Below are 22085 nucleotides of genomic sequence, written 5' to 3' on the forward strand. Positions count from 1 at the left end.
CCTGAACGTGCACTCCAAAAATGCGGATGCAAATGTACCTTTTCATCCAATAGATCGCAACTATTTTTCCATTTTTTTGACCCAATAGTTTGCATCCCTCTGCTATTCTGGATATTCCACCCTCAAATGGTAGATATTCGTGAGCTTCTGCTTCAAGACTTTCTTGACCATTTCTATTTCTTTCAGGGTAATATTGGCATTCAAAAACTGATTGGTCTGCATCTGCCCCTTCACAATTTTTTCCACAAACTCATCTATGACCACAAAAGTTGGGTTTTTAAGACTCTTGGAAGCGGCCTCAACTGCATCTGACATCATCAGAATGGCTGTTTCCTTGGAAAAGGGAATAGGGCCGGGATACCTAAAATCATCCTCTTCCACATCCTTGTCCAGTTCTTGCTGCTTCTTGAAGAAATAATATACCAAAGTGGTTCCGTGATGGGTCCTTATAAAATCAATGATACGATCGGGCAGATTGTTCTTTCGGGCAATCTCGATGCCATCAATGACATGGTCCACAATGATCTTTGCACTTTCCATGGGGGGCAGGTCATCATGTGGATTTACACTCGTGATCTGGTTTTCGGTAAAGTAGGTCGGATGCTCCATTTTACCAATATCATGGTACAGGGCCCCTACCCTGACCAACATGGCATTGGCCCCGATCTCGTTGGCCGCGGCCTCTGCAAGATTGGCCACTTGCAATGAATGATGGAATGTTCCAGGAGCCTTGTCGGACAATTCCTTGAGCAATTTGGAATTGGTATCCGAAAGTTCCAGCAATGAAACATCTGAGATAAGACCAAAAAGCTTTTCGAACATATATATCAAGGGCTGGGCAAAAAGCGTCAAAAGTCCGTTCACGACAAAAACCCCGAACAAGATCCATTCAATATTCTCCAGATTGCCCTCATGGATGGCATGAAAGGCAAAATAGCCAATGATATAGATCAAAGTGATCTGACCCACTGAAATGAAGAGATTGGCCCTTTTATAAAGCTCTGATGCCGTCAAAATGGTCACGATACCGGCAATGATCTGCAAAAAGATATATTCAAAACTGTTGGGCACCACAAAACCAAGGATGAGTACCGTGAGCACATGGACAAAAAGACCCAATCTGGCATCGAAGAAATTCTTGAGCACCAATGGCAGGATACACAGGGGCACCATATAAACATAGTTCTCATAATGCTTCACCATCAAGGTCGTGGCAATGACCATGAGCAGTATGTTGAAAAAAATGAAGGTGACCTTATTGTTGTTCTTGAAAATATCGTTCCGGTAACGTTTCAAGAAGAGAAAGAGCATGATAAGCACCAAAGCCACCAAAATGATATACCCCAGCAAAATGAAATAGTAATTGTTGCCCCTCCAAAGTTCAGATTCGTATTCATCCTTCAGTGAGTTCAAGATCTTAAAATCCTCTGCTTCCACAATCTCGCCCTTTGCAATGATGAGCCTTCCTTGCAAGACCTCGCCCCGCGTATAGGAAATCTTGGAAAGTTCATCGTTCAACGCGCTTTCAGTCAAGGATCGGTCATGCACTAAATTGGACTTTATGCTTCGCTTCACCAGTTCCTCCGCTCCGGAGGCCCCTGAATTACCACTATTGGAGAACTTTTTGGACACTTTCTGCTTGGCCCCGGTAACATCCAGATAACCATTGCTACCCAGTGGAAGGGCCTCATTGTTCTTCACTACCACAATGGAACTGGCTTTGGGGAGTTCTTCAAAAACTCCAGCCGCATACACTTCATCTATAGCTTCTTCGGCCAAGCCCCAGAGTTCCCGCCTTTGTTGTGAAGAAAACATGGCACCAAGTCCTTTTTCCACTTCGGATTTGACATTTGCCACCACATTGGACTCAAAGGCATAGTAATCCGTTTTGTTGTTTCGGATCGTGAGTTGTTCTTGGGCTATTTCCTCTTGCGACTTTTGAATGGAAAAATCGATGGGGGCATATAGGTTCTCGTATTGCCAAGGTTTTCCCTTTTGGAAATCATATTTGAACTTTCCTCCCTTCGGAAAAAAGAAGACAATCAAGGCAACGGAAACAAAATAGAGGAAATACTTGTAAACCAGTGATTGGTGTTTGTAGATATTATCCAGTGTTTTTCCCATAGCCGAGTGCTGTCAACATCAAAAATAGAAAATATTAACGAACATGATGGGCTTGTACCCTCTTATAGCTTTGCATTTAATTTTAGTATTTTCGCAGAAGTAAAAATGCACATATGAAAAAAGTCGTCATCGTTTCAGCCGCCAGGACCCCGATCGGGAGCTTTATGGGGTCGCTTTCCACCGTTCCGGCACCCAGATTGGGGGCCGTGGCCATAAAAGGTGCCCTGGACAAAATCAATTTGAAGCCCGAACTTGTGCAGGAGGTGCTGATGGGAAATGTGGTACAGGCCGGGACAGGGCAGGCACCTGCAAGACAGGCAGCCATCTATGCCGGTATCCCAAATACCGTTCCCTGTACCACGGTAAACAAGGTATGTGCCTCTGGAATGAAATCCATAATGCAGGCAGCCCAATCCATTGCCCTCGGCGAAAATTCCATCGTGGTGGCGGGCGGCATGGAAAATATGAGCCTTATCCCACACTATGCCTATTTGAGGAGCGAGACCAAATTTGGACCCGCCACATTGCTTGATGGTATGCAAAAGGATGGCCTTGTGGATGCCTATGACCAAAATGCCATGGGCGTCTGTGCCGATGCCTGTGCCACCAAATATGAATTCAGCCGTGAAGATCAAGATGCCTATGCCATCCAATCCTACCAAAGATCCGCGGATGCATGGAAAGCAGGAAAGTTCAACAATGAAGTTGTTCCTGTAGAAGTTCCCCAAAGAAGGGGAGAGCCCATTGTGGTCAGCGAGGATGAAGAGTACAAGAACGTGAAACTGGACAAAATTCCTTCGCTACGACCCGCCTTCACCAAAGATGGCACGGTCACGGCGGCCAATGCCTCCACCATAAACGACGGTGCTGCGGCCCTGGTGCTCATGAGCGAGGAAAAAGCCAAGGAACTGGGCCTACGACCATTGGCTGTCATCAAAGGATATGCCGATGCCGCCCACGAACCGGAATGGTTCACCACCGCCCCTGCAAAAGCACTTCCCAAAGCACTGGATCGGGCCGGGGTTTCCATTGGGGACATCGATTATTTTGAATTCAACGAGGCTTTCTCGGTTGTGGGACTTGCCAACATGAAGCTTCTTGGACTGGACGCCTCCAACGTGAACGTGAACGGGGGGGCTGTGTCTTTGGGGCATCCGCTGGGCTGCTCCGGTGCCAGGATCACCATTACATTGTTGAACATATTGGAACAGAACAATGCCAAATTGGGAGCTGCGGCCATTTGCAATGGTGGTGGCGGCGCATCTGCAATTGTTTTGGAAAAATACTAGCGATTCAATCTACTGTAAATGCAATATGGAATTTGTCCACTGAGCATTGTTCCCATCAGAACAACTCCCGATGATGCTTCTGAAATGTCCTCGCAACTTCTATATGGTGAACATTTCAAAGTGTTGGAGCACAGAAAAAAATGGAGCAGGATCAGAACGGCACATGACAATTATGAAGGTTGGGTCTCCAATAGCCAGATTCTCCTTATTGCCGAGGGTGTGTACCACCGATTGGATTCAGAGCAAAACAAAAAAATATCCTCTGACATCATCTCGCACATTAGTGCCGATGATGGTATGTTACTCCCTGTACTATTGGGTTCGATGGTAAGTTCTTCATCGCTTTTGGGCCATTCCTTTGAGGGGAGTCATATCAGTGAAGTGAAGCCCAAGGATAATTTGGTGGATACGGCCATTATGTACTTGAAGGCCCCTTATCTGGCCGGGGGAAAGACTCCTTTTGGCATAGATTGCTCAGGTTTCACGCAGATGGTCTATAAAATAAACGGATATGCCCTCGAGCGAAAAGCTGGAGCCCAGTCCAAACAAGGAGAAGCCTTAAGTTTTATTGAAGAAAGTGAACCTGGCGACCTGGCCTTTTTTGATGACCAAGACGGCCTCATTGACCATGTGGGCATTATACTGAGGGACAATTATATCATCCATGTGAACGGTCATGTGCGGATAGACCGTTTGGACCATACGGGCATCTTCAACACCCAAGAAAAGTTGTACACCCATAAGCTCCGGGTCATAAAAAAAATCATATAAAAAAAGGCCCTAGAATTTTCCGGGGCCTTTTTTTGATGTTTGGGGAAGGACTATTCTCCCAATAACTTTTTGATCCTCATAAAGTTTTCGGTATCCCCCAAAGCCCCGTAGATGTTCTTCAATTGGGTTAGGATACTTTCGTTATCAGGATTGGTTTTCAAGGCACTTTCAAGAACGCCTGCCCCTTCTTTGAAAAGACTGTCCTTTTTCTCTTTCAATTCGTCATATTTGGCAATATCCGCTTTGGAGCTGCCCAAAGCGTTCATTTCGTCAATAAGACCGTTGCCTTCGTTCACGTAGGTAGTGGAAAGGTTCAATAGGGCATTGATATAGCCTGGATCTATGGCCAATGCTTTTTTGTAGGCATCCCTGGCATCTTCCAAATTGCCCTGCTCCATATTGATGACCCCAATATTGTATAGCAAATCTGGATTGTCTGGAGCCATTTCTGAGGCTTGCGCCATCATTTCCTTGAACTTGTCCTTATCTCCCAAAGTGTAGTGTAGATTGGCCTCTCCCAAAACTAGGTTTACATCTTCAGGATTTTCGGCCCTGGCAGCGGCATAAGCGGCAAGAGCTTTCTCATTGTCACCCAATTGCTGATAGATCAACGCAATGTTCTTTACGATCTCCGGCTTCTTGGATGGGCTCTTTTCCTCTTTTGGATCTTTGTGTGTATTAGCTTTTACGTACAGATCACGGGTCGATTTGTCCATGGTCTCGGTCTCTCCCGTTTCAATGTTGACAGCAGTATAAGTGACTCCGCTACCATCATAGCCCACTTCTTTGAGCTCATTGTAATAATCCAATGCCTTCTCATAGTTCTGTCCGTTCACCGCACTACTGGCTGCATAATACAGATAAATGGTGTCCTGTGGGCTTAGTTTGTAGCCCATGTAGAGTTTTTCGGCAGCTTCACTGAACTTTTGGTTGTTGTTGTCCTCCACTGCTGCATTGACTAAATCAGCGGTCATTTGGGACAATTTCTCCTTTGCTACTGAGGTATATTTGGATTTCCCACTGGCCTCTTCAACGGAAATGACCTTGTTATAGGCTTCGATTGCTGGCTGAAATGCTGTTGCGTCCCCCTTTTTGGCCAAATCAGAATATACGTTCCCTTTTACGGCATAGTATTGTGCCTGCAGTTTTTCGTCTGCGGCATCAATAGTGGAAGCTGCCCCTTCCAAAGCTGTTTTTGCAGCTGCGGCATCTCCATCCTTCAAGGCTTTTTCTGCTTCCTTGATCTCATCCTTTTGGGAAAAACCCATAGTTGAGATTCCCAGGGCAAGTAATATTAAAATTCTAGTCTTCATGTCAAAAATGTAATTATTTAGTGTTTGTGTTTATTTAATTATTCTCGTTATCATTATCAATCGCCGTGCCATCTTCCCCTTTCACCTCAATATCAAGGATGTCGGCTTCTTCAACGGGATCGTCCTCCTTCATGACCTTGGCCACTGCAGCAATGGAGTCGCCGTCCCTTAGATTGATAAGGCGCACCCCTTGTGTGGCCCTTCCCATGACCCTAAGGTCCTCTACACTCATCCGTATGGCTATCCCTGATTTATTGATGATCATCAAATCGTCGGTATCGGTCACATTTTTGATGGCAACAAGACCTCCAGTCTTGGCCGTAATGGAAATGGTCTTGACCCCTTTTCCTCCACGGTTGGTGACCCTATAGTCTTCAATGGTGGAGCGTTTTCCATAACCGTTTTCGGATACGACAAGAATATCCTCTTCCATATTGTGCACGGAGACCATTCCGATCACTTCATCCTTATCGTTTGCCAAGGTAATCCCGCGAACACCGGAAGCATTTCTACCCATGGGTCGGGTCTTGCTTTCTTCAAAACGGATGGCTTTCCCGGATTTCAAACCAAGGAATATCTGGCTGGCACCCGTGGTCAACTTGGCTTCCAACAATTCATCATCGTCCCTCACTGTTATGGCATTGATACCATTCTGTCTGGGCCTTGAATATTGTTCCAAAGAAGTCTTCTTCACAATTCCCTTTTTGGTGGCCATTATCACATAGTGGCTATTCACATAATCTTCATCCTTAAGGTCTTGCGTACAGATGAAGGCTTTTACCTTGTCATCCATCTCTATGTTGATCAAGTTCTGGATGGCCCTTCCTTTGGAGGTCCTGCTTCCTTCTGGGATTTCATAGACACGCATCCAGAAACATTTTCCTTTTTGGGTGAAGAACAACATGTACTGGTGGTTCGTCCCCACGAACAAATGCTCCAGAAAATCCTCATTTCGGGTGGATGATGCCTTTTGCCCCACACCACCCCTGTTTTGGGTCTTGTATTCCGAAAGCGAGGTTCTTTTGATATAGCCGGCATGGGAAATGGTGATCACCACTTGCTCATCGGGGATCATATCCTCAATGCTAAGGTCTCCGCCCGCATAGTTGATCTCCGACCTTCTTTCGTCACCATATTTTTCCTTGATTTCCAACAATTCTTCCTTGATGATCTGCATCCTGCGCTCTTTTTTGGCAAGAATGTCCTTGAGGTCTTCGATGGTCTTCAACAATTCTTCGTACTCTTCACGGAGTTTGTCCTGCTCCAATCCGGTCAATTGGCGCAAACGCATTTCCACGATGGCCTTGGCCTGTATCTCGGACAGTTTGAAGCGTTCCATCAAATTGGTCCGTGCCTCGTCCACATTGGAAGAACCACGGATAATGGCGATCACCTCATCGATATTGTCCGATGCGATGATAAGTCCCTGTAAGATGTGCTCCCGCTCCTCGGCCTTTTTCAGTTCGTAGGTCGTCCTGCGCACCACAACTTCGTGCCTGTGTTCCACAAAGTGGTGGATGATCTCCTTCAGGTTCAACAATTGTGGCCTACCTTTGACAAGCGCAATATTGTTGACGCTGAACGACGACTGGAGGGCCGTGTATTTGTACAAGGTGTTCAGTACGATATTGGGGATGGCATCTCGCTTAAGGATGTAAACGATGCGCATTCCCTTTCTATCGGATTCGTCCCGGATGGAGGCGATTCCTTCGATTTTCTTTTCGTTTACCAGATCGGCGGTCTTTTTGATCATGTCCGCTTTGTTCACCTGGTAGGGTATCTCGGTCACGATGATGCACTCCCTGCCCTGCACCTCTTCAAATGAGGCTTTCGCACGCATGACCACACGGCCCTTTCCTGTGTGGAAAGCTTCTTTCACCCCTTCATATCCATAAATGATCCCTCCGGTCGGAAAATCGGGAGCCTTGATATGGGTGATCAGCTCATCTATCTCAATATCGTGGTTGTCGATATAGGCAATGGTCCCGTCCACTACTTCTGACAGGTTATGGGGTGGCATGTTGGTCGCCATACCCACGGCAATACCCGAAGCCCCGTTTACCAAAAGGTTGGGAACACGGGTAGGAAGAACGGTGGGTTCTTGAAGGGAATCATCAAAATTGAGTTGATGGTCCACAGTTTCCTTATCGATATCGGCCAGCATCTCATCCGCGATCTTTCGCATCCTGGCCTCGGTGTAACGCATGGCCGCTGGGCTATCCCCGTCAACAGAGCCAAAATTTCCCTGGCCATCCACCAACATATACCTTAGGCTCCATTCCTGGGCCATACGCACCATGGTGTCATAGACCGAAGTATCCCCGTGTGGATGGTATTTACCCAATACCTCCCCTACGATACGGGCAGATTTTTTATGTGCACTTGTAGATCTAACGCCCAGTTCGTGCATCCCGAAGAGCACTCTTCGGTGAACCGGCTTGAGCCCGTCACGAACATCTGGCAGGGCACGTGACACAATGACCGACATCGAGTAATCGATGTAGGCAGATTTCATCTCATCCTCAATGTTGATAGGAATTAACTTTTCTCCTTCCGCCATGCTAAAATCTTATTGTTTTTTGTGGTTAAAATATCATGGCAATATACAGAAAATAGCAGCTTTTACAGCCCTGGGCGGTTACTTTATTAAAAAAATTATCAACAGTTTTGCCCTGGTCCCCACATTATAATAAAGCTGTGTTAAATCGGTAAGAAAAACCTCCATATTCCGACATTTCCCACTAGTTTGTCGAATATGGGTACGGTATTTGACCTATGTAACAATACTTTTATTAATTTTAATTGCTGAAAAAGAAACCTATGGACGATAATTTTTCCCCAAGAGTAAAAGACGTTATAGCATACAGCAAGGAGGAGGCCCTGAGATTGGGCCATGATTTCATTGGAACGGAACACCTGATGCTGGGTCTTTTGAGAGATGGAAATGGCAAGGCCATCAACATATTGGACGCATTGGATGTGGACCTGGAACACCTTCGCAGAAAGGTGGAGATCCTGAGCCCCGCCAATCCGAACTCGGGAACTGTTCAAAAGGACAAAAAGAACCTGCACCTAACCCGACAGGCCGAGCGTGCGTTGAAGACCACTTTTTTGGAAGCAAAGCTTTTTCAAAGTTCTTCCATCAATACGGCGCACCTATTGCTCTGCATCCTTAGGAACGAGAACGATCCCACAACCAAATTGCTGCACAAATTGAAAGTGGATTACGATAACGTCAAAGAACAGTTCAAATCCATGATCACCAGTGACGATGATTACATAGATTCCCCACAGGCGGAATCCTTCCCAGGCGATGCCGATGATGTAGGCGATGGAAAGGAAAGCACTTTCGGCTCCAGTTCCGGGCAGAAGGGTAGCAAGAAATCCAAGACCCCAGTCCTGGACAATTTTGGCCGTGATCTCACCCGTTTGGCCGAGGACAACAAACTTGATCCCGTGGTGGGCCGCGAAAAGGAAATCGAGCGCGTCTCCCAGATATTGAGCCGAAGGAAAAAGAACAATCCCCTGCTCATTGGTGAGCCCGGCGTGGGTAAAAGTGCCATCGCCGAAGGATTGGCATTGCGCATCATCAACAAAAAAGTATCCCGCATCCTGTACAACAAGCGCGTGGTCACCTTGGACCTTGCCTCGTTGGTGGCCGGGACCAAATATCGTGGCCAGTTCGAAGAACGTATGAAAGCGGTAATGAACGAACTGGAGAAAAACGATGACATCATTTTGTTCATTGATGAAATCCACACCATTGTTGGTGCAGGTGGCGCAACGGGCAGTCTGGATGCCTCCAACATGTTCAAACCTGCCTTGGCAAGGGGCGAGATCCAATGTATCGGAGCAACGACACTTGATGAGTACAGACAGTACATCGAAAAAGATGGTGCTTTGGAACGCCGTTTCCAAAAAGTAATGGTGGAGCCTACCACTGTGGAGGAGACCATCGAAATTTTGATGAACATCAAAGGCAAGTACGAAGACCACCACAATGTCAACTACACCGATGAGGCCATTTTGGCCTGTGTGAAATTGACCAATAGGTATATGACGGACCGCTTTTTGCCGGACAAGGCCATTGATGCCCTCGATGAGGCCGGTTCCCGAGTGCACATAGTGAACATGGACGTGCCCAAACAGATCTTGGAACTGGAAAGCCAGTTGGAAGATGTGCGCGAACTGAAGAACAGTGTGGTCAAAAAACAAAAATACGAAGAGGCCGCCAAGCTCCGTGACGATGAAAAACGTCTGGAGAAAGATTTGGCAGCCGCCCAAGAACGTTGGGAAGAGGAAAGCAAACTCCACAGGGAAACCGTGACCGAGGACAATGTGGCCGATGTGGTCTCCATGATAAGCGGTATCCCCGTGAACAGGATTGCACAGACCGAAAGCAACAAATTGGCCGAACTGCCCAACCTGATCAAAGGTTTTGTGATCGGACAGGACGAAGCCGTGGCCAAGGTGGCCAAGGCCATCCAACGTAACCGCGCGGGACTGAAAGATCCCAACAAACCCATCGGGTCCTTTATCTTTTTGGGACAGACGGGGGTCGGAAAAACACAGTTGGCCAAGATTTTGGCCAAGGAACTTTTTGATTCCGAAGATGCCCTCATCCGCATAGACATGAGCGAATACATGGAAAAATTCGCCATATCCAGATTGGTGGGTGCACCTCCTGGATATGTGGGCTATGAAGAAGGCGGGCAATTGACCGAAAAGGTACGCCGCAAGCCCTACTCCGTCATCCTTTTGGATGAAGTGGAAAAAGCACATCCAGATGTGTTCAACATGCTTTTGCAGGTGTTGGACGATGGGTTCTTGACGGACAGCCTTGGACGCAAGATCGATTTTAGGAACACCATCATCATCATGACCTCCAATATCGGGGCACGCCAGTTGAAGGATTTTGGACAGGGTGTAGGTTTTGGAACTGCCGCCAAAAAGGCACAGGAGGACACCCATCAAAAGAGTGTCATCGAAAGTGCGCTCAAGAAAGCCTTTGCCCCTGAATTCCTCAACAGGATAGATGATGTGATCGTCTTCAATCCGTTGGAAAGAGAGGATATCCACAAGATCATTGAGATAGAGCTGGACAAACTTTACAGAAGGATCAAGGATATTGGATACGACCTCAGTCTTTCAAACAAGGCCAAGGACTATATCGCTGACAAAGGTTTTGACAAGCAATATGGTGCCAGGCCATTGAAGCGGGCCATCCAAAAATATATCGAGGATGTGCTTGCCGAAGAGATCGTGAACTCCAAACTGGAGGAAGGGGACAGCATCTTTATGGACCTGGACGAGAAAAAGGAAGAGCTCACCATCAAAATCAAGAAGACTGAAAAGTCACCCGAAACTGAGTAGTACCAACGTACGCTCTACATACAAAGCTGGCCATTGGCCAGCTTTTTTTATGGCATTTTACCATACAAACGATATTTGCGCGTTTAATCTAGTATTTTTCACCTCCCTTCGCTTTCCATATACTTTCGTTACAGAGACACTATAATTACATTTTGGGGATGAAATTCACTTCTACAAAGAAGACCGTTGTTGTACGCGAATACCACTTGGACATCGGAATGGTCCAAGTTTTTGATAATTACATGGTGGCCAATTTCGATGAAGGTGCCACCGTCACTTTGGAAAGGGCCTACCAGATCATCGGTATCTCGGAAATCCATTTTCGGGACCAGGACTTTGGCTATATCAGTCTGCGAAAAAATTCCTATGCCATAGATCCAACCATATACAATTACCTGAGAGGGCTGGATAATCTTAAAGCCTTTGCCATTGTCTCCAAGAAAGAAATCGATATGCACAACTTCAAGATAGAAAAGTTGTTCTACAAGAAGAGTATGGAGTTCTTCATCGAGTTTGACAATGCGCTGGCCTGGGTAAAAAAGAAGCTCAAAAACGGTAAGGGAAAGGACAAAGGTTAGGTATTATCACTTTTTTCCGCCTCTGGTTGCCGCAGTAGTTCCATATAGGCACTTCCTATATGTTCCACAATCCCGGAAGCCTTCACGGCCTCATATCCATTTTTGGAAGCACAGACATCGCCTGCCAGTCCATGTAGATAGACCCCAAAGATGGCTGCTTGCAAAGGGAGATACCCTTGAGACATCAAGCCCGTGATCGTCCCGGTCAGTACGTCCCCGCTGCCAGCCGTGGCCATGCCCGGATTGCCAGTGGTGTTCACATAACCCTTCCCTTTATATACAGTAATGGTATGTGCCCCTTTGATGACAACAATGGCATTGTGTTTGGTAGAAAAGGCCTTGGTCTTCTCCAATTTCTCAAAATCGTCCTTCCATTTTCCCACCAATCGTTCCAACTCTTTGGGGTGGGGCGTGAGGATAGAAAACTCCGGAACATCCTCCAGCATTTCTGGATACTTGGCCAAAATGTTCAAACCATCGGCATCGATGACCATGGGTTTTTTCATTTCTTTCAGGAAAGCACTAAAGGCCGCAACCGTATCATCATCCATGCCTATTCCCATCCCGATTCCGACCGCAGTGGGCTCAAATGGAATTTCTATGCCCGAAATACTCTTGTCCCTGGAACCCGTCAAAACCATCACTTCGGGAACTGCGGTTTGCAGAGCATCATATCCACACTTGGGTACAAAGGCCGTCACTAGACCACTTCCTACGGTCAAACAGGCATTGCTCGCCAACTGTACCGCTCCGATTTTGCCATAACTCCCACCAATGATCACGGAATGTCCGTACGTTCCCTTATGGGAAAACTTGAGTCGGGGGCGGTACATGGGCAACACTTCAGGTCTGCCGATCAGTTCAAAATCCGTTTCCGTTTTCTGAAGGACCTCTGTGTCCAGACCAATGTCCAATAACTCCCATTGGTTGATGTACACCCCTGTTCCTGGAAGGAAGAAAACCAATTTGGGCACCTGAAAACTCAAGACATAACTGCCCTGAATCACATGCGAAGGATTCCAAGGAGCCCCGTTCGAAGGCAATCCCGATGGAATGTCCACTGCCAATACAAAGGCGCGTGAAGCATTGATATGCTGAATTAAACGCCCCACCCATGCATCGGGTGGCCGGTTCAGGCCAATGCCAAAAATGGCATCCACCACAATATCATCAGGGGAAATCTCGGGCAGCTCACTTTCCTTGGTCAAGAAATCGGGCCAAAGCTTCCGCTCTTTCAACCGCTCCAGGTTCAAAAGAAAATCTTCGGAACGCTTCTCACTATAATTGACCACATAGACCTTGATGGAATAGTCGTGTTCCAGTAATAATCGGGCAAGCGCCATGCCATCCCCACCATTGTTCCCTATGCCACAGAACAGTTGGATCTTTACCTGTGTTCCCCTCAACCGGGAATGGATCCATTCGAACAGCTGGGTGGCGGCACGTTCCATGAGTATGTCACTGGAAATCTGCTGTTTTTCTATTGTGGATTTGTCAGCTTGATAGATTTGAGGTGCGGAAAAAATTTTCATTCAGCAAAAAAAGTTGGTCATTCGTGAGGATTTCGCAAAAAACATCACAAAGGATTTGATGAAGCACCCAAATGTACTACTTTTATCACCTCATTACAGCATAATGCAGATAAAACAAACGGATATGGAACCGAAACAGATGAAATCACTTTCATCTATCTTCACCATCACCATTACCACCCCTTTGGGGTAAGTCTGCTATATATCATCCGTCCGTTTTTTACTCTTTTCAATAATTTATTACAACAGTTTTTCCATCATGAAAATCTTAAAATTTGGTGGCACTTCCGTGGCCAATCCATACAATATACGCAAGGTCAAATCCATTGTCGAAAAAAACAACAGTGAACACATAGCGGTCGTGGTTTCCGCATTTGGGGGCATTACCGACCTTTTATTGGACACCTCCCGTTTGGCATCCAACCAAGACCCCGCTTACAAAGAATCCCTGAAGCAAATCGAGGACAGACACATTTCCGCCATCAGGGAACTTGTCCCCGTCCGCGCACAGAGCACCGTGTTGAGCAAGGTAAAGAGCGACCTCAACACTTTGGAAACCCTCTTGGAAGGATCCTTTTTGATTGGTGAGCTCACCCCAAAACTTTCGGACAAGATCGTAAGCTATGGTGAGCTACTTTCTTCCTATATCATCAGTGAATTTTTCAAATCCGAAGGATTGGATGCCGCTTTCAAGGACAGCCGCGAGCTCATCATCACGGACAATAACTATGGGAAGGCCAATGTGGACTTTGAAAGGACCAATGCCAATTGCAATGCCTTTTTTAACGCAAATGCTGATAAAATCACCGTACTGCCCGGATTTGTGGCAGCAAGCAAATCGGGCAATTCCACCACTTTGGGCAGGGGTGGTTCGGATTACACTGCGGCCATCATAGCGGCGGCACAGCAGGTGAGTCTCTTGGAAATCTGGACCGATGTAAGCGGCATGTACACCGCCAATCCCAAACTTGTGAAGCAAGCTAAATGTGTTTCCCATATCAGTTATGAAGAGGCCATGGAACTTTCACATTTTGGGGCAAAGGTGCTCTACCCTCCCACCATCCAACCCGTTTTGGGCAAAGAGATTCCCATTGCCATCAAAAACACCTTTGAGCCCGAGAATCCGGGTACGTTGATTGCCAAGAACAATAATGGCAATGGGAAGACGGTCCGTGGCATCAGCCATGTGGGCAACATCAGCCTTTTGTCCCTCGAAGGGCCGGGTATGATCGGTATCCCTGGAATCTCCAAGCGGTTCTTCGAGACCCTTTCGCTAAAAAACATCAGCATTGTCCTGATCACGCAGGCCTCTTCCGAGCATTCCATCTGTGTGGGCATTGCGGATGAGGATGTTGACGTGGCCGCCGAAGCGGTGAATGACACTTTTGCCTATGAGATCTCCAGCAAGAAGATAAAACCTGTGATCGTTGAAAAGGACCTTACCATTGTGGCATTGGTGGGCGACAACATGAAAAGTCATCAAGGCCTGAGCGGTAAAATGTTCAGTACTTTGGGCAAGAACAATGTGAACATCAGGGCCATCGCCCAAGGCGCATCGGAACGGAACATTTCGGCGGTCATCAAAAAGGATGATGTGAAAAAAGCACTCAATTCGCTGCACGAGACCTTCTTTGAGGAGAACATCAAACAGCTCAACCTATTTGTGATGGGCGTGGGCAATGTGGGATCCAAGTTCCTCCAACAGATCCGTCAACAGAAAAAATACCTGAAAGAAGAGCTCAAGCTCAATATCCGGGTCATCGGCATCAGCAACTCCAGAAAAATGGTCTTTGACGAGAACGGTATTCCCTTAAAGGATTGGGAAAGCCTATTGGCCAATGGCGAAAAAGCGGACAAACAATTGTTCTTTGACCAGGTAAAATCCCTGAACCTTCGCAATAGCGTGTTCGTGGACAATACTGCCAACTTGGAAGTGGCACAAAGCTATCCCGATTACCTGAAAAATAGCATTTCCGTGGTAACCTGCAATAAAATCGCGTGTTCTTCGGACTATGCCTACTACAGGGAACTGAAGGAACTGTCCAAAAAATACAATGCCCCTTTCCTCTTCGAGACCAACGTGGGCGCGGGACTGCCCATCATAGACACCCTGAAACATCTTATTGCTTCGGGCGACAAGGTGAAAAAGATACAGGCCGTGCTTTCCGGAAGCCTTAACTTCGTGTTCAACACGTTCAACGATTCGGTCACCTTTCACGATGTGGTGAAACAGGCCCAGGAACAGGGTTATACCGAACCTGACCCGACCATTGACCTAAGCGGTATCGATGTGATGCGCAAAATCTTGATCTTGGCCAGGGAAAGTGGGCACCAACTGGATATCGACAGCATTGAAAACGAATCCTTTTTGCCAAAAGAAAGCTTGGAAACCAATTCCAACGATGCCTTCTTTGAATCCTTGAAAAAATATGAGAGCGATTTTCAGGCCATGTACAAGGAAGCCGCCAATATGGACTGTAAGCTGAAATATGTGGCCCAGTTCGAGGATGGCAAAGCCAAGGTAGGCTTGCAAAGAATCCCCAAGGGACATGATTTTTACAATTTGGAAGGGAGCGACAACATCGTGCTGTTCTTCACGGAGCGCTACCCCAACCAACCCATGATCATAAAAGGGGCCGGTGCAGGTGCCGATGTCACCGCATCGGGTATCTTTGCCGATATCATTCGAATCGGAAATTTTTGACCATGGAAGAAATCAAAATATTCTGCCCTGCCACTATCGCCAACGTTTCTTGCGGGTTCGATGTGCTCGGACTCGCCCTGGATTCCGTGGGCGATGAGATGATCGTTAGAAAGACCACGGAAAAAGGCATCCGGATTACCAAAATAATCGGACAGGACCTTCCCTTGGAAACCGAGAAAAATGTTTCGGGCGTTGCAGGTCTGGCCCTTTTGGCAAAAAGTGATTATGAAGGGGGATTCGAGATAGAGATCGATAAGCGGATAAAACCGGGAAGTGGTATCGGCAGCAGCGCGGCAAGTTCCGCAGGTGCCGTTTGGGCCATGAACGAACTGCTGGGAAAACCGTTTTCCAACTTGGAACTGGTACAGTTTGCCATGCAAGGGGAAAAACTGGCCAGTGATGTGGCCCATGCCGACAATGTGGCCCCTGCCATTTATGGAGGGTTCACCTTGGTGCGCAGTTATGATCCCTTGGACATCATTTCCCTCCCTACCCCTGCCGAATTGTATGCCACCGTGATCCATCCGCAAATAGAGGTCAAGACCTCCGATTCCCGGAAAATCCTAAAGACGACCATTTCCTTGGAAAAGGGCATCCAACAATGGGGAAACCTGGGTGGATTGATTGCCGGTCTTTTCCAAAGTGATTACGACCTCATCGGGCGTTCCCTCCACGACCATATCGTGGAACCCATCCGTTCCATCCTTATACCGGCCTTTGACGACATCAAGGCCAACGCACTCAAGGCCGGGGCGCTTGGAAGTGGGATATCCGGTTCAGGGCCTTCCATTTTTGCCCTCAGCAAAGGGGAAGAAAATGCCAAAAAAGTGGCCCAATCCATGAAGGAAACCTATCAACCCATCGGAATCGATTTTGACATACACATCTCCAAAATAAATGCCCAAGGCGTAAAGATAATAGACATAAAAGATTAGAAAATAGACGTAAGCCCCATGACCTTTACCTTTCAATTGACTGCTCACAACGTAATGCCTTCGACTTCTGATAAAAACAAACCTATTCAATCACATATAAATATGTTTATTAATCTAAATTTATTCGTGTGAAATTCTATAGCCTAAACAGCCAAAATATACAAGCCTCATTTAAAGATGCTGTCATTGCAGGTATCGCTCCGGACAAAGGATTGTACTTCCCAGAGCGCATAGATGCATTGCCTCCTGCTTTTTTTGATGAGATCGAATCCCTGTCCGACCATGAAATCGCTTTCAGGGCAATCCATCAATTTGTTAACGAGGACATTCCTGATGATGTGCTGAAAAAAATCATCGCAGACACCTTGGACTTTGAATTTCCTGTGGTCGAGATCGAGGACAATGTGGCCACCTTGGAACTTTTCCACGGCCCAACAATGGCCTTCAAGGACGTGGGCGCACGTTTCATGGCCAATTGCCTTGGTTATTTTTCAAAAGGGGAAAAACAGGATGTCACCGTTTTGGTGGCCACTTCGGGGGATACCGGGGGTGCCGTTGCCAATGGTTTTCTGGGGGTCGATGGCGTAAAGGTCGTCATCCTCTACCCCAGCGGAAAAGTGAGCGATATACAGGAAAAGCAATTGACCACCTTGGGACAAAATATCGAGGCCATGGAGGTGCACGGCACCTTTGATGATTGTCAGCGCATGGTAAAGACCGCTTTTTTGGATTCGGGCATAACGGACCATAAAAAATTGACTTCTGCCAATAGCATCAATGTGGCCCGATGGCTGCCCCAACTGTTCTACTTTTTGTTTGCCTACAAACAGGCCAAATCCAAAGGAAGGGAAATCGTGTTTTCGGTACCCTCCGGAAATTTCGGGAACATCTGCGCCGGCATGGTGGCCCAAAAATTGGGGATGCCCGTACAACATTTCGTGGCCTCCACCAATATGAACGATGTAGTTCCCCAATTCATGGAAAAGGGAACCTATGAACCCGTGCCTTCCGTTGCCACCATTTCCAATGCCATGGATGTGGGCGACCCCAGCAACTTTGTCCGTATCAGGCACCTCTACAAAGATGACTTGGACACCTTGCGTGAAAACTTATCATCCTATTCGTTCACTGACGAAATGACCCGAAAGGCAATGAAGGAAATCCACATCAAAACAGGATACGTTATGGACCCGCATGGCGCAGTGGGGTATTTGGGACTGAAGGAATACCAAAAACAGCATCCGGATACCTTTGGTATCTTTCTGGAAACAGCACATCCGGTCAAGTTCTTGGACGTGGTGGAAGAGACCTTGGGCTTGAGCCCGGCCATTCCACCCCAAATCCAAAAGGTGATGGATCGGGAGAAAAAATCCCATATCATTTCTTCCTACGAAGACCTAAAGGATTTTTTGCTGGCCTAGGATCAATCCAGTTTTGGCAATTTAAAATCGTCCAATGGACTGGGCTGCTTCATCATGGCTTCAATGGCCTCCGTGGTCCTTGGGGCCATCTCGGATAGATTGACCGGTCCGTTTTCGGTGATGAGGATATCATCTTCGATTCGCACGGCAATGCCCCACCATTTTTTATCACATGCACTGCCTTCAGGAATATAGATGCCGGGTTCCACAGTGATCACGGTATTGGGCTTGAACGGTACATAAGTACCTTGATCGTGTACGTCCAATCCTAAATAATGGGAGGTGCCGTGGGGAAAATAGATCTTTGTTTCATCTTCACTCTTGGTAATGCCCAGTTTCAGCAAACCTTCGGCCACTACCTGATAAGCGGCCCTTCCCGGGGCCTGGAACGGAGCTCCCACTACACTGGCCTTTATTCCCGCTTCTTGGGCATTGTAAACGATGTCATAGATGGCCTTTTGTTCTGGGGTGAACTTTCCATTGGCAGGGATGGTACGTGTCACATCGGCCGTATAGCCATGGTATTCCGCTCCAAGGTCCATCAGCACGAGGTCGTTCCCCACCTCCATCTTGTTGTTCTCGATGTAATGGAGGATACAACCGTTATTGCCGCCACCCACTATAGATGGGTAACCTTCGTATTCGGCCCCATATTTTTTATAGACATATTCGTGCACACCCTGTATCTCGGTCTCAGACATATTGGGGTGCATGGCCTTCATGACCTCGATCTGCCCCACGGCGGAAATCTCGACGGCCTTCCGCAACAGTTTCATTTCTTCTGGGGTCTTGGTCTCCCTCAATTGGGCCATTACCATAGGTAATACTTTGGAATCCAAATTATTGGATTGTTGGACCATCAACACTTTGTTTTTGACTTCCTTGCGCAGGTCATCGTTGGATGCATTTACAAAGTCGTTGAGGAACTCATCTTCCTTCATCTCTGGAAAACGGTTCAAATACCTTTCGACCGTTTTTACCAACTCATCCGTTTTGCTTCCATCATCCGAAGAGATCATGGCATATAGTTCGTTTCTGATGGGGTTATAATCTGACGGATAGTTTGCTTTTTCCTTGAAGGTCTTTATCAGATCGAAAAGGTCCGCATTACCACTTTGGTCGCGATAATCGTTCTTGAAATCCACAAAGGAGACGATATCGAATTTTGCAAAATCAACAGGAAAGTTTTCAAATTCCTTTCCATTATATACCATATCGAAGCCCAATTTTTCCTTCACGCCCTCAACGCCCAACCGTTTCCCGGTCCACTGTTCTGCCCTGGCGTTGCGCTCCTGCACATAGATGATCTCATTGAACTGTTTGCCCGATGCATCGGTCTGCGGTTCGGAGAATAGGACCAGTACGGCATTGGGTTCCTTATAGCCCGTCAAATAATAAAAATTGGGGTCTTGGTGGTAAATATAATCCACGTCGTTCGCCCGGTTTCTTTCAGCATTGGCAAAAAGGACCACCGCGGTATTGGGCGGCAATAATCTTCTGGCCTCGTCCCTTCTTTGCTTGTGGAAATCGGCGGACAAATAATCGGTCGGGGTCCCTTGGGCCACTGCCAAGGAAACCAACATCAAGGTAAACAATGCACTTAGTGTGAGTTTTTTCATGTGATCGGTATTTGGTTCAAAATACAACTTTTTATGAAAAGTGCATTAGTGAAAAAGAGCTTCCATTTTATGGAAATGATAAGAGTTTTAAGCATTTGAATCCTTAATTAATTCTATAAATTTGCCAAGCTTTAAAAATGGTAAAAATGAAAAATACGGCTCTTTTTGAAACACATAAGGCACTCGGTGCAAAAATGGTCCCGTTTGCGGGCTACAACATGCCCGTTTCCTATGAAGGGGTGAACATCGAACACGAAACCGTCCGCAAGGGCGTCGGGGTATTTGATGTTTCGCATATGGGTGAATTTTTGGTCGAAGGACCAAAGGCCCTGGAACTGATTCAAAAAGTGACCACCAATGATGCTTCCAAACTGACCATCGGCAAGGCACAGTACAGCTGTTTGCCCAACGAGACGGGTGGGATCGTGGACGATTTGATTGTGTACCGCGTCAAGGAAGAAACCTACCTTTTGGTAGTGAATGCCTCCAATATTGAAAAGGATTGGGAGCATATTTCCAAATACAACAAGGACATTGGTGCCGACATGCGCAATCTGTCGGACGATTATTCGCTGCTTGCCATCCAAGGGCCAAAAGCTGTGGAGGCCATGCAATCCTTGACTTCAGTAAATCTGTCCGAAATTGGTTTCTACAACTTTGTTGTAGCTGATTTTGCAGGCATCGATTACGTGATCATCTCCGCCACAGGATATACAGGTTCCGGTGGGTTTGAGATCTACTGCAAAAATTCCGAGGTGAAACAAGTATGGGACAAGGTAATGGAGGCTGGTGCCGGTTTTGGCATCAAGCCCATCGGATTGGCCGCCCGCGACACCTTACGTCTGGAAATGGGCTATTGCCTGTATGGCAACGACATTGACGACACCACCTCTCCCCTTGAGGCCGGATTGGGATGGATCACCAAGTTTACCAAGGACTTTGTGAACAGCGAGGCCTTGGCCAAGGAAAAAGAGGAAGGACCAAAAAGAAAATTGATCGCTTTCCAGATGGAGGAAAGGGGCATTCCCAGGAACGGGTACCCCATTTTGGACAAGGATGGCAATGAAATTGGCAAGGTTACTTCCGGGACCATGTCACCCTCCCTTTCGCAAGGAATCGGGTTGGGTTATGTCCCGACCGACCATTCCCAAGTGGGTTCCCCCATCCATATCAAAATACGCATCAACAAAGTTCCGGCAACCATTGTGAAATTGCCTTTCTATAAAAACACCTAGACAACATTTGGAGAAAAAGAAGATTCTGATATTAGGGGCGAGCGGATTTGTGGGGAATGCCATATACAAAGAACTCTGCTCCTATTTCGACACCTACGGCACCTATTTTTCCAACCGTTCCTTCTCTACCAACAAGCAATTTTTCAGGTATGACCTGGAAGAGGACGATATTTTCCAAATCTTGGAAAGAGTCCATCCGGATGTGATCATTTCTGCCCTCCGTGGCAATTTTCCTGCGCAGATCCAGGCCCATCAACACTTGATGGAGTACTTAATGAAGAGCAAGGCCAAGCTTTACTTCATCTCTTCCGCCAACGTTTTTGACGCTTATAGCAAATACCCTTCGTATGAATATGACAAGACGCTGTCCGAAAGTGTGTTTGGCCGCCTCAAGATAAAAATTGAGAACATGATGATGCGGTTGCCCAAGGAAAAGACGGCCATATTGAGGGTGCCCATGGTCTTTGGGAACAAATCGCCCCGAGTGAGGGAAATCAAGGCCCTTCTGGACAGCAACGAACCCATTGAGGTCTTCCCGAACCTTATCATCAATGTAACGAATGATGACAGGCTTACCCAGCAGATCCATTACCTCATCAACCGCAACAAGACGGGGATTTTCCATCTGGGCAGCAGCGATCTTATCCAGCACGAGGAGTTCATCAAGGATATCATTCAGCGTATGGGCAATTACCACCCCATTCTCAAAAGGGTCTATACCACCAATGAGGACCGCTATCTTGCCGCATTGCCGAAGGACCACAAGCTCCCCAAAAATCTACAGATCACCTGCCAAGAAATTATAGACCACCACATTTCGGTTTGAGATGACTGGACTTTTCCATTGGATTTGGCTAACTTTAAAAAAATCACAGTTATGGAAAAAATGAATGAAAATGAAATCAACACGGCCCTAGGGGAACTCCAGGGGTGGTCCTATAAAAATGGCTCCATTACAAAGTCCTTCAAATTCAAGGATTTCAAGGAGGCTTTTTCCGCAATGACACGTATTGCCTTTGAATGCGAGGCGCAGAACCATCACCCCGACTGGGAAAATGTCTATAACACCTTGAACATTTCCCTCAACACGCATGATGCCGGAGGGGTGACACAAAAGGATATTGTCCTTGCAAAATCCATTGAAAATATAGTCGGATAAACCCCTATATATTCATCTTGACAAAGGTGCAT

15 protein-coding genes are annotated in these 22085 nt (G+C 46.8%); 10 read left to right on the top strand and 5 right to left on the bottom strand.

The features are described from left to right. Window positions 1–102: 102 nt before the first annotated feature. Entirely contained in the window at window positions 103–2124 is a 2022-nt protein-coding gene (locus tag FOT42_RS16680; protein WP_151891657.1) for an HD family phosphohydrolase, read from the bottom strand. Between the two features lie 113 nt (window positions 2125–2237). On the opposite strand from FOT42_RS16680, the gene FOT42_RS16685 reads away from it, so the two are divergent. Both FOT42_RS16685 and FOT42_RS16690 read left to right on the top strand, forming a co-directional pair. Continuing rightward, window positions 2238–3413 (top strand): acetyl-CoA C-acyltransferase, encoded by a 1176-nt coding sequence (locus FOT42_RS16685; protein ID WP_151891658.1) that lies wholly within the window; start codon window positions 2238–2240, stop codon window positions 3411–3413. Window positions 3414–3431: 18 nt separating this feature from the next. Beyond that, window positions 3432–4184: a C40 family peptidase gene (locus FOT42_RS16690; protein ID WP_151891659.1), complete on the top strand. Its 753-nt coding sequence runs from the start codon at window positions 3432–3434 to the stop codon at window positions 4182–4184. A 50-nt stretch (window positions 4185–4234) separates the two neighbouring features. Here FOT42_RS16690 and FOT42_RS16695 read toward each other — a convergent pair whose 3' ends face one another. After that, window positions 4235–5497 carry a tetratricopeptide repeat protein gene (locus FOT42_RS16695; RefSeq protein WP_151891660.1) on the bottom strand — a complete coding sequence of 421 codons (1263 nt, stop codon included), beginning with the start codon at window positions 5495–5497 and terminating at the stop codon, window positions 4235–4237. Window positions 5498–5531: 34 nt separating this feature from the next. After that, on the bottom strand, window positions 5532–8057 hold the full coding sequence (gene gyrA, locus FOT42_RS16700) for a DNA gyrase subunit A (protein WP_151891661.1): 2526 nt from the start codon (window positions 8055–8057) through the stop codon (window positions 5532–5534). Window positions 8058–8317: 260 nt separating this feature from the next. Here gyrA and FOT42_RS16705 point away from each other — a divergent pair, with 260 nt between their 5' ends. Beyond that, window positions 8318–10870 carry an ATP-dependent Clp protease ATP-binding subunit gene (locus FOT42_RS16705; RefSeq protein ID WP_151891662.1) on the top strand — a complete coding sequence of 851 codons (2553 nt, stop codon included), beginning with the start codon at window positions 8318–8320 and terminating at the stop codon, window positions 10868–10870. A gap of 158 nt (window positions 10871–11028) precedes the next feature. After that, the gene (locus FOT42_RS16710) at window positions 11029–11448 is read left to right on the top strand and encodes an STAS/SEC14 domain-containing protein (protein ID WP_151891663.1); all 420 of its coding nucleotides are present in this window, start codon (window positions 11029–11031) and stop codon (window positions 11446–11448) included. Here the strand turns inward: FOT42_RS16710 and FOT42_RS16715 are convergent. Beyond that, on the bottom strand, window positions 11445–12980 hold the full coding sequence (locus FOT42_RS16715) for an NAD(P)H-hydrate dehydratase (RefSeq protein ID WP_151891664.1): 1536 nt from the start codon (window positions 12978–12980) through the stop codon (window positions 11445–11447). The genes FOT42_RS16710 and FOT42_RS16715 overlap by 4 nt on opposite strands. A 259-nt stretch (window positions 12981–13239) precedes the next feature. On the opposite strand from FOT42_RS16715, the gene thrA reads away from it, so the two are divergent. From thrA to thrC, 3 genes are all read left to right on the top strand, one after another. Further along, window positions 13240–15684, top strand: a complete 2445-nt coding sequence (gene thrA, locus FOT42_RS16720; RefSeq protein ID WP_151891665.1) for a bifunctional aspartate kinase/homoserine dehydrogenase I — start codon at window positions 13240–13242, stop codon at window positions 15682–15684. Window positions 15685–15686: 2 nt separating this feature from the next. Next, window positions 15687–16619 carry a homoserine kinase gene (locus FOT42_RS16725; RefSeq protein ID WP_151891666.1) on the top strand — a complete coding sequence of 311 codons (933 nt, stop codon included), beginning with the start codon at window positions 15687–15689 and terminating at the stop codon, window positions 16617–16619. A gap of 128 nt (window positions 16620–16747) precedes the next feature. Next, complete coding sequence (gene thrC / locus FOT42_RS16730; protein WP_151891667.1) at window positions 16748–18040, top strand: threonine synthase; 1293 nt, start codon at window positions 16748–16750, stop codon at window positions 18038–18040. A gap of 2 nt (window positions 18041–18042) precedes the next feature. Here the strand turns inward: thrC and FOT42_RS16735 are convergent, their stop codons facing one another. Then, entirely contained in the window at window positions 18043–19659 is a 1617-nt protein-coding gene (locus FOT42_RS16735; RefSeq protein ID WP_151891668.1) for an aminopeptidase P family protein, read from the bottom strand. Window positions 19660–19805: 146 nt separating this feature from the next. Here FOT42_RS16735 and gcvT point away from each other — a divergent pair, with 146 nt between their 5' ends. Genes gcvT through FOT42_RS16750 form a run of 3 tightly spaced genes read left to right on the top strand, consistent with a single transcriptional unit; the run spans window position 19806 to window position 22053 of the window. Further along, the gene (gcvT, locus tag FOT42_RS16740; RefSeq protein ID WP_151891669.1) at window positions 19806–20894 is read left to right on the top strand and encodes a glycine cleavage system aminomethyltransferase GcvT; all 1089 of its coding nucleotides are present in this window, start codon (window positions 19806–19808) and stop codon (window positions 20892–20894) included. 7 nt (window positions 20895–20901) lie between these two features. Beyond that, window positions 20902–21720, top strand: coding sequence for a sugar nucleotide-binding protein (locus tag FOT42_RS16745; protein ID WP_151891670.1), 819 nt, complete (start codon window positions 20902–20904; stop codon window positions 21718–21720). Window positions 21721–21771: 51 nt separating this feature from the next. Next, window positions 21772–22053 (top strand): 4a-hydroxytetrahydrobiopterin dehydratase, encoded by a 282-nt coding sequence (locus FOT42_RS16750; RefSeq protein ID WP_151891671.1) that lies wholly within the window; start codon window positions 21772–21774, stop codon window positions 22051–22053. The last annotated feature ends 32 nt before the right edge of the window (window positions 22054–22085 follow it).

The organism is Flagellimonas hadalis (genome assembly GCF_007785775.2).
GTDB classification, from domain to species: Bacteria; Bacteroidota; Bacteroidia; order Flavobacteriales; family Flavobacteriaceae; genus Flagellimonas; species Flagellimonas hadalis.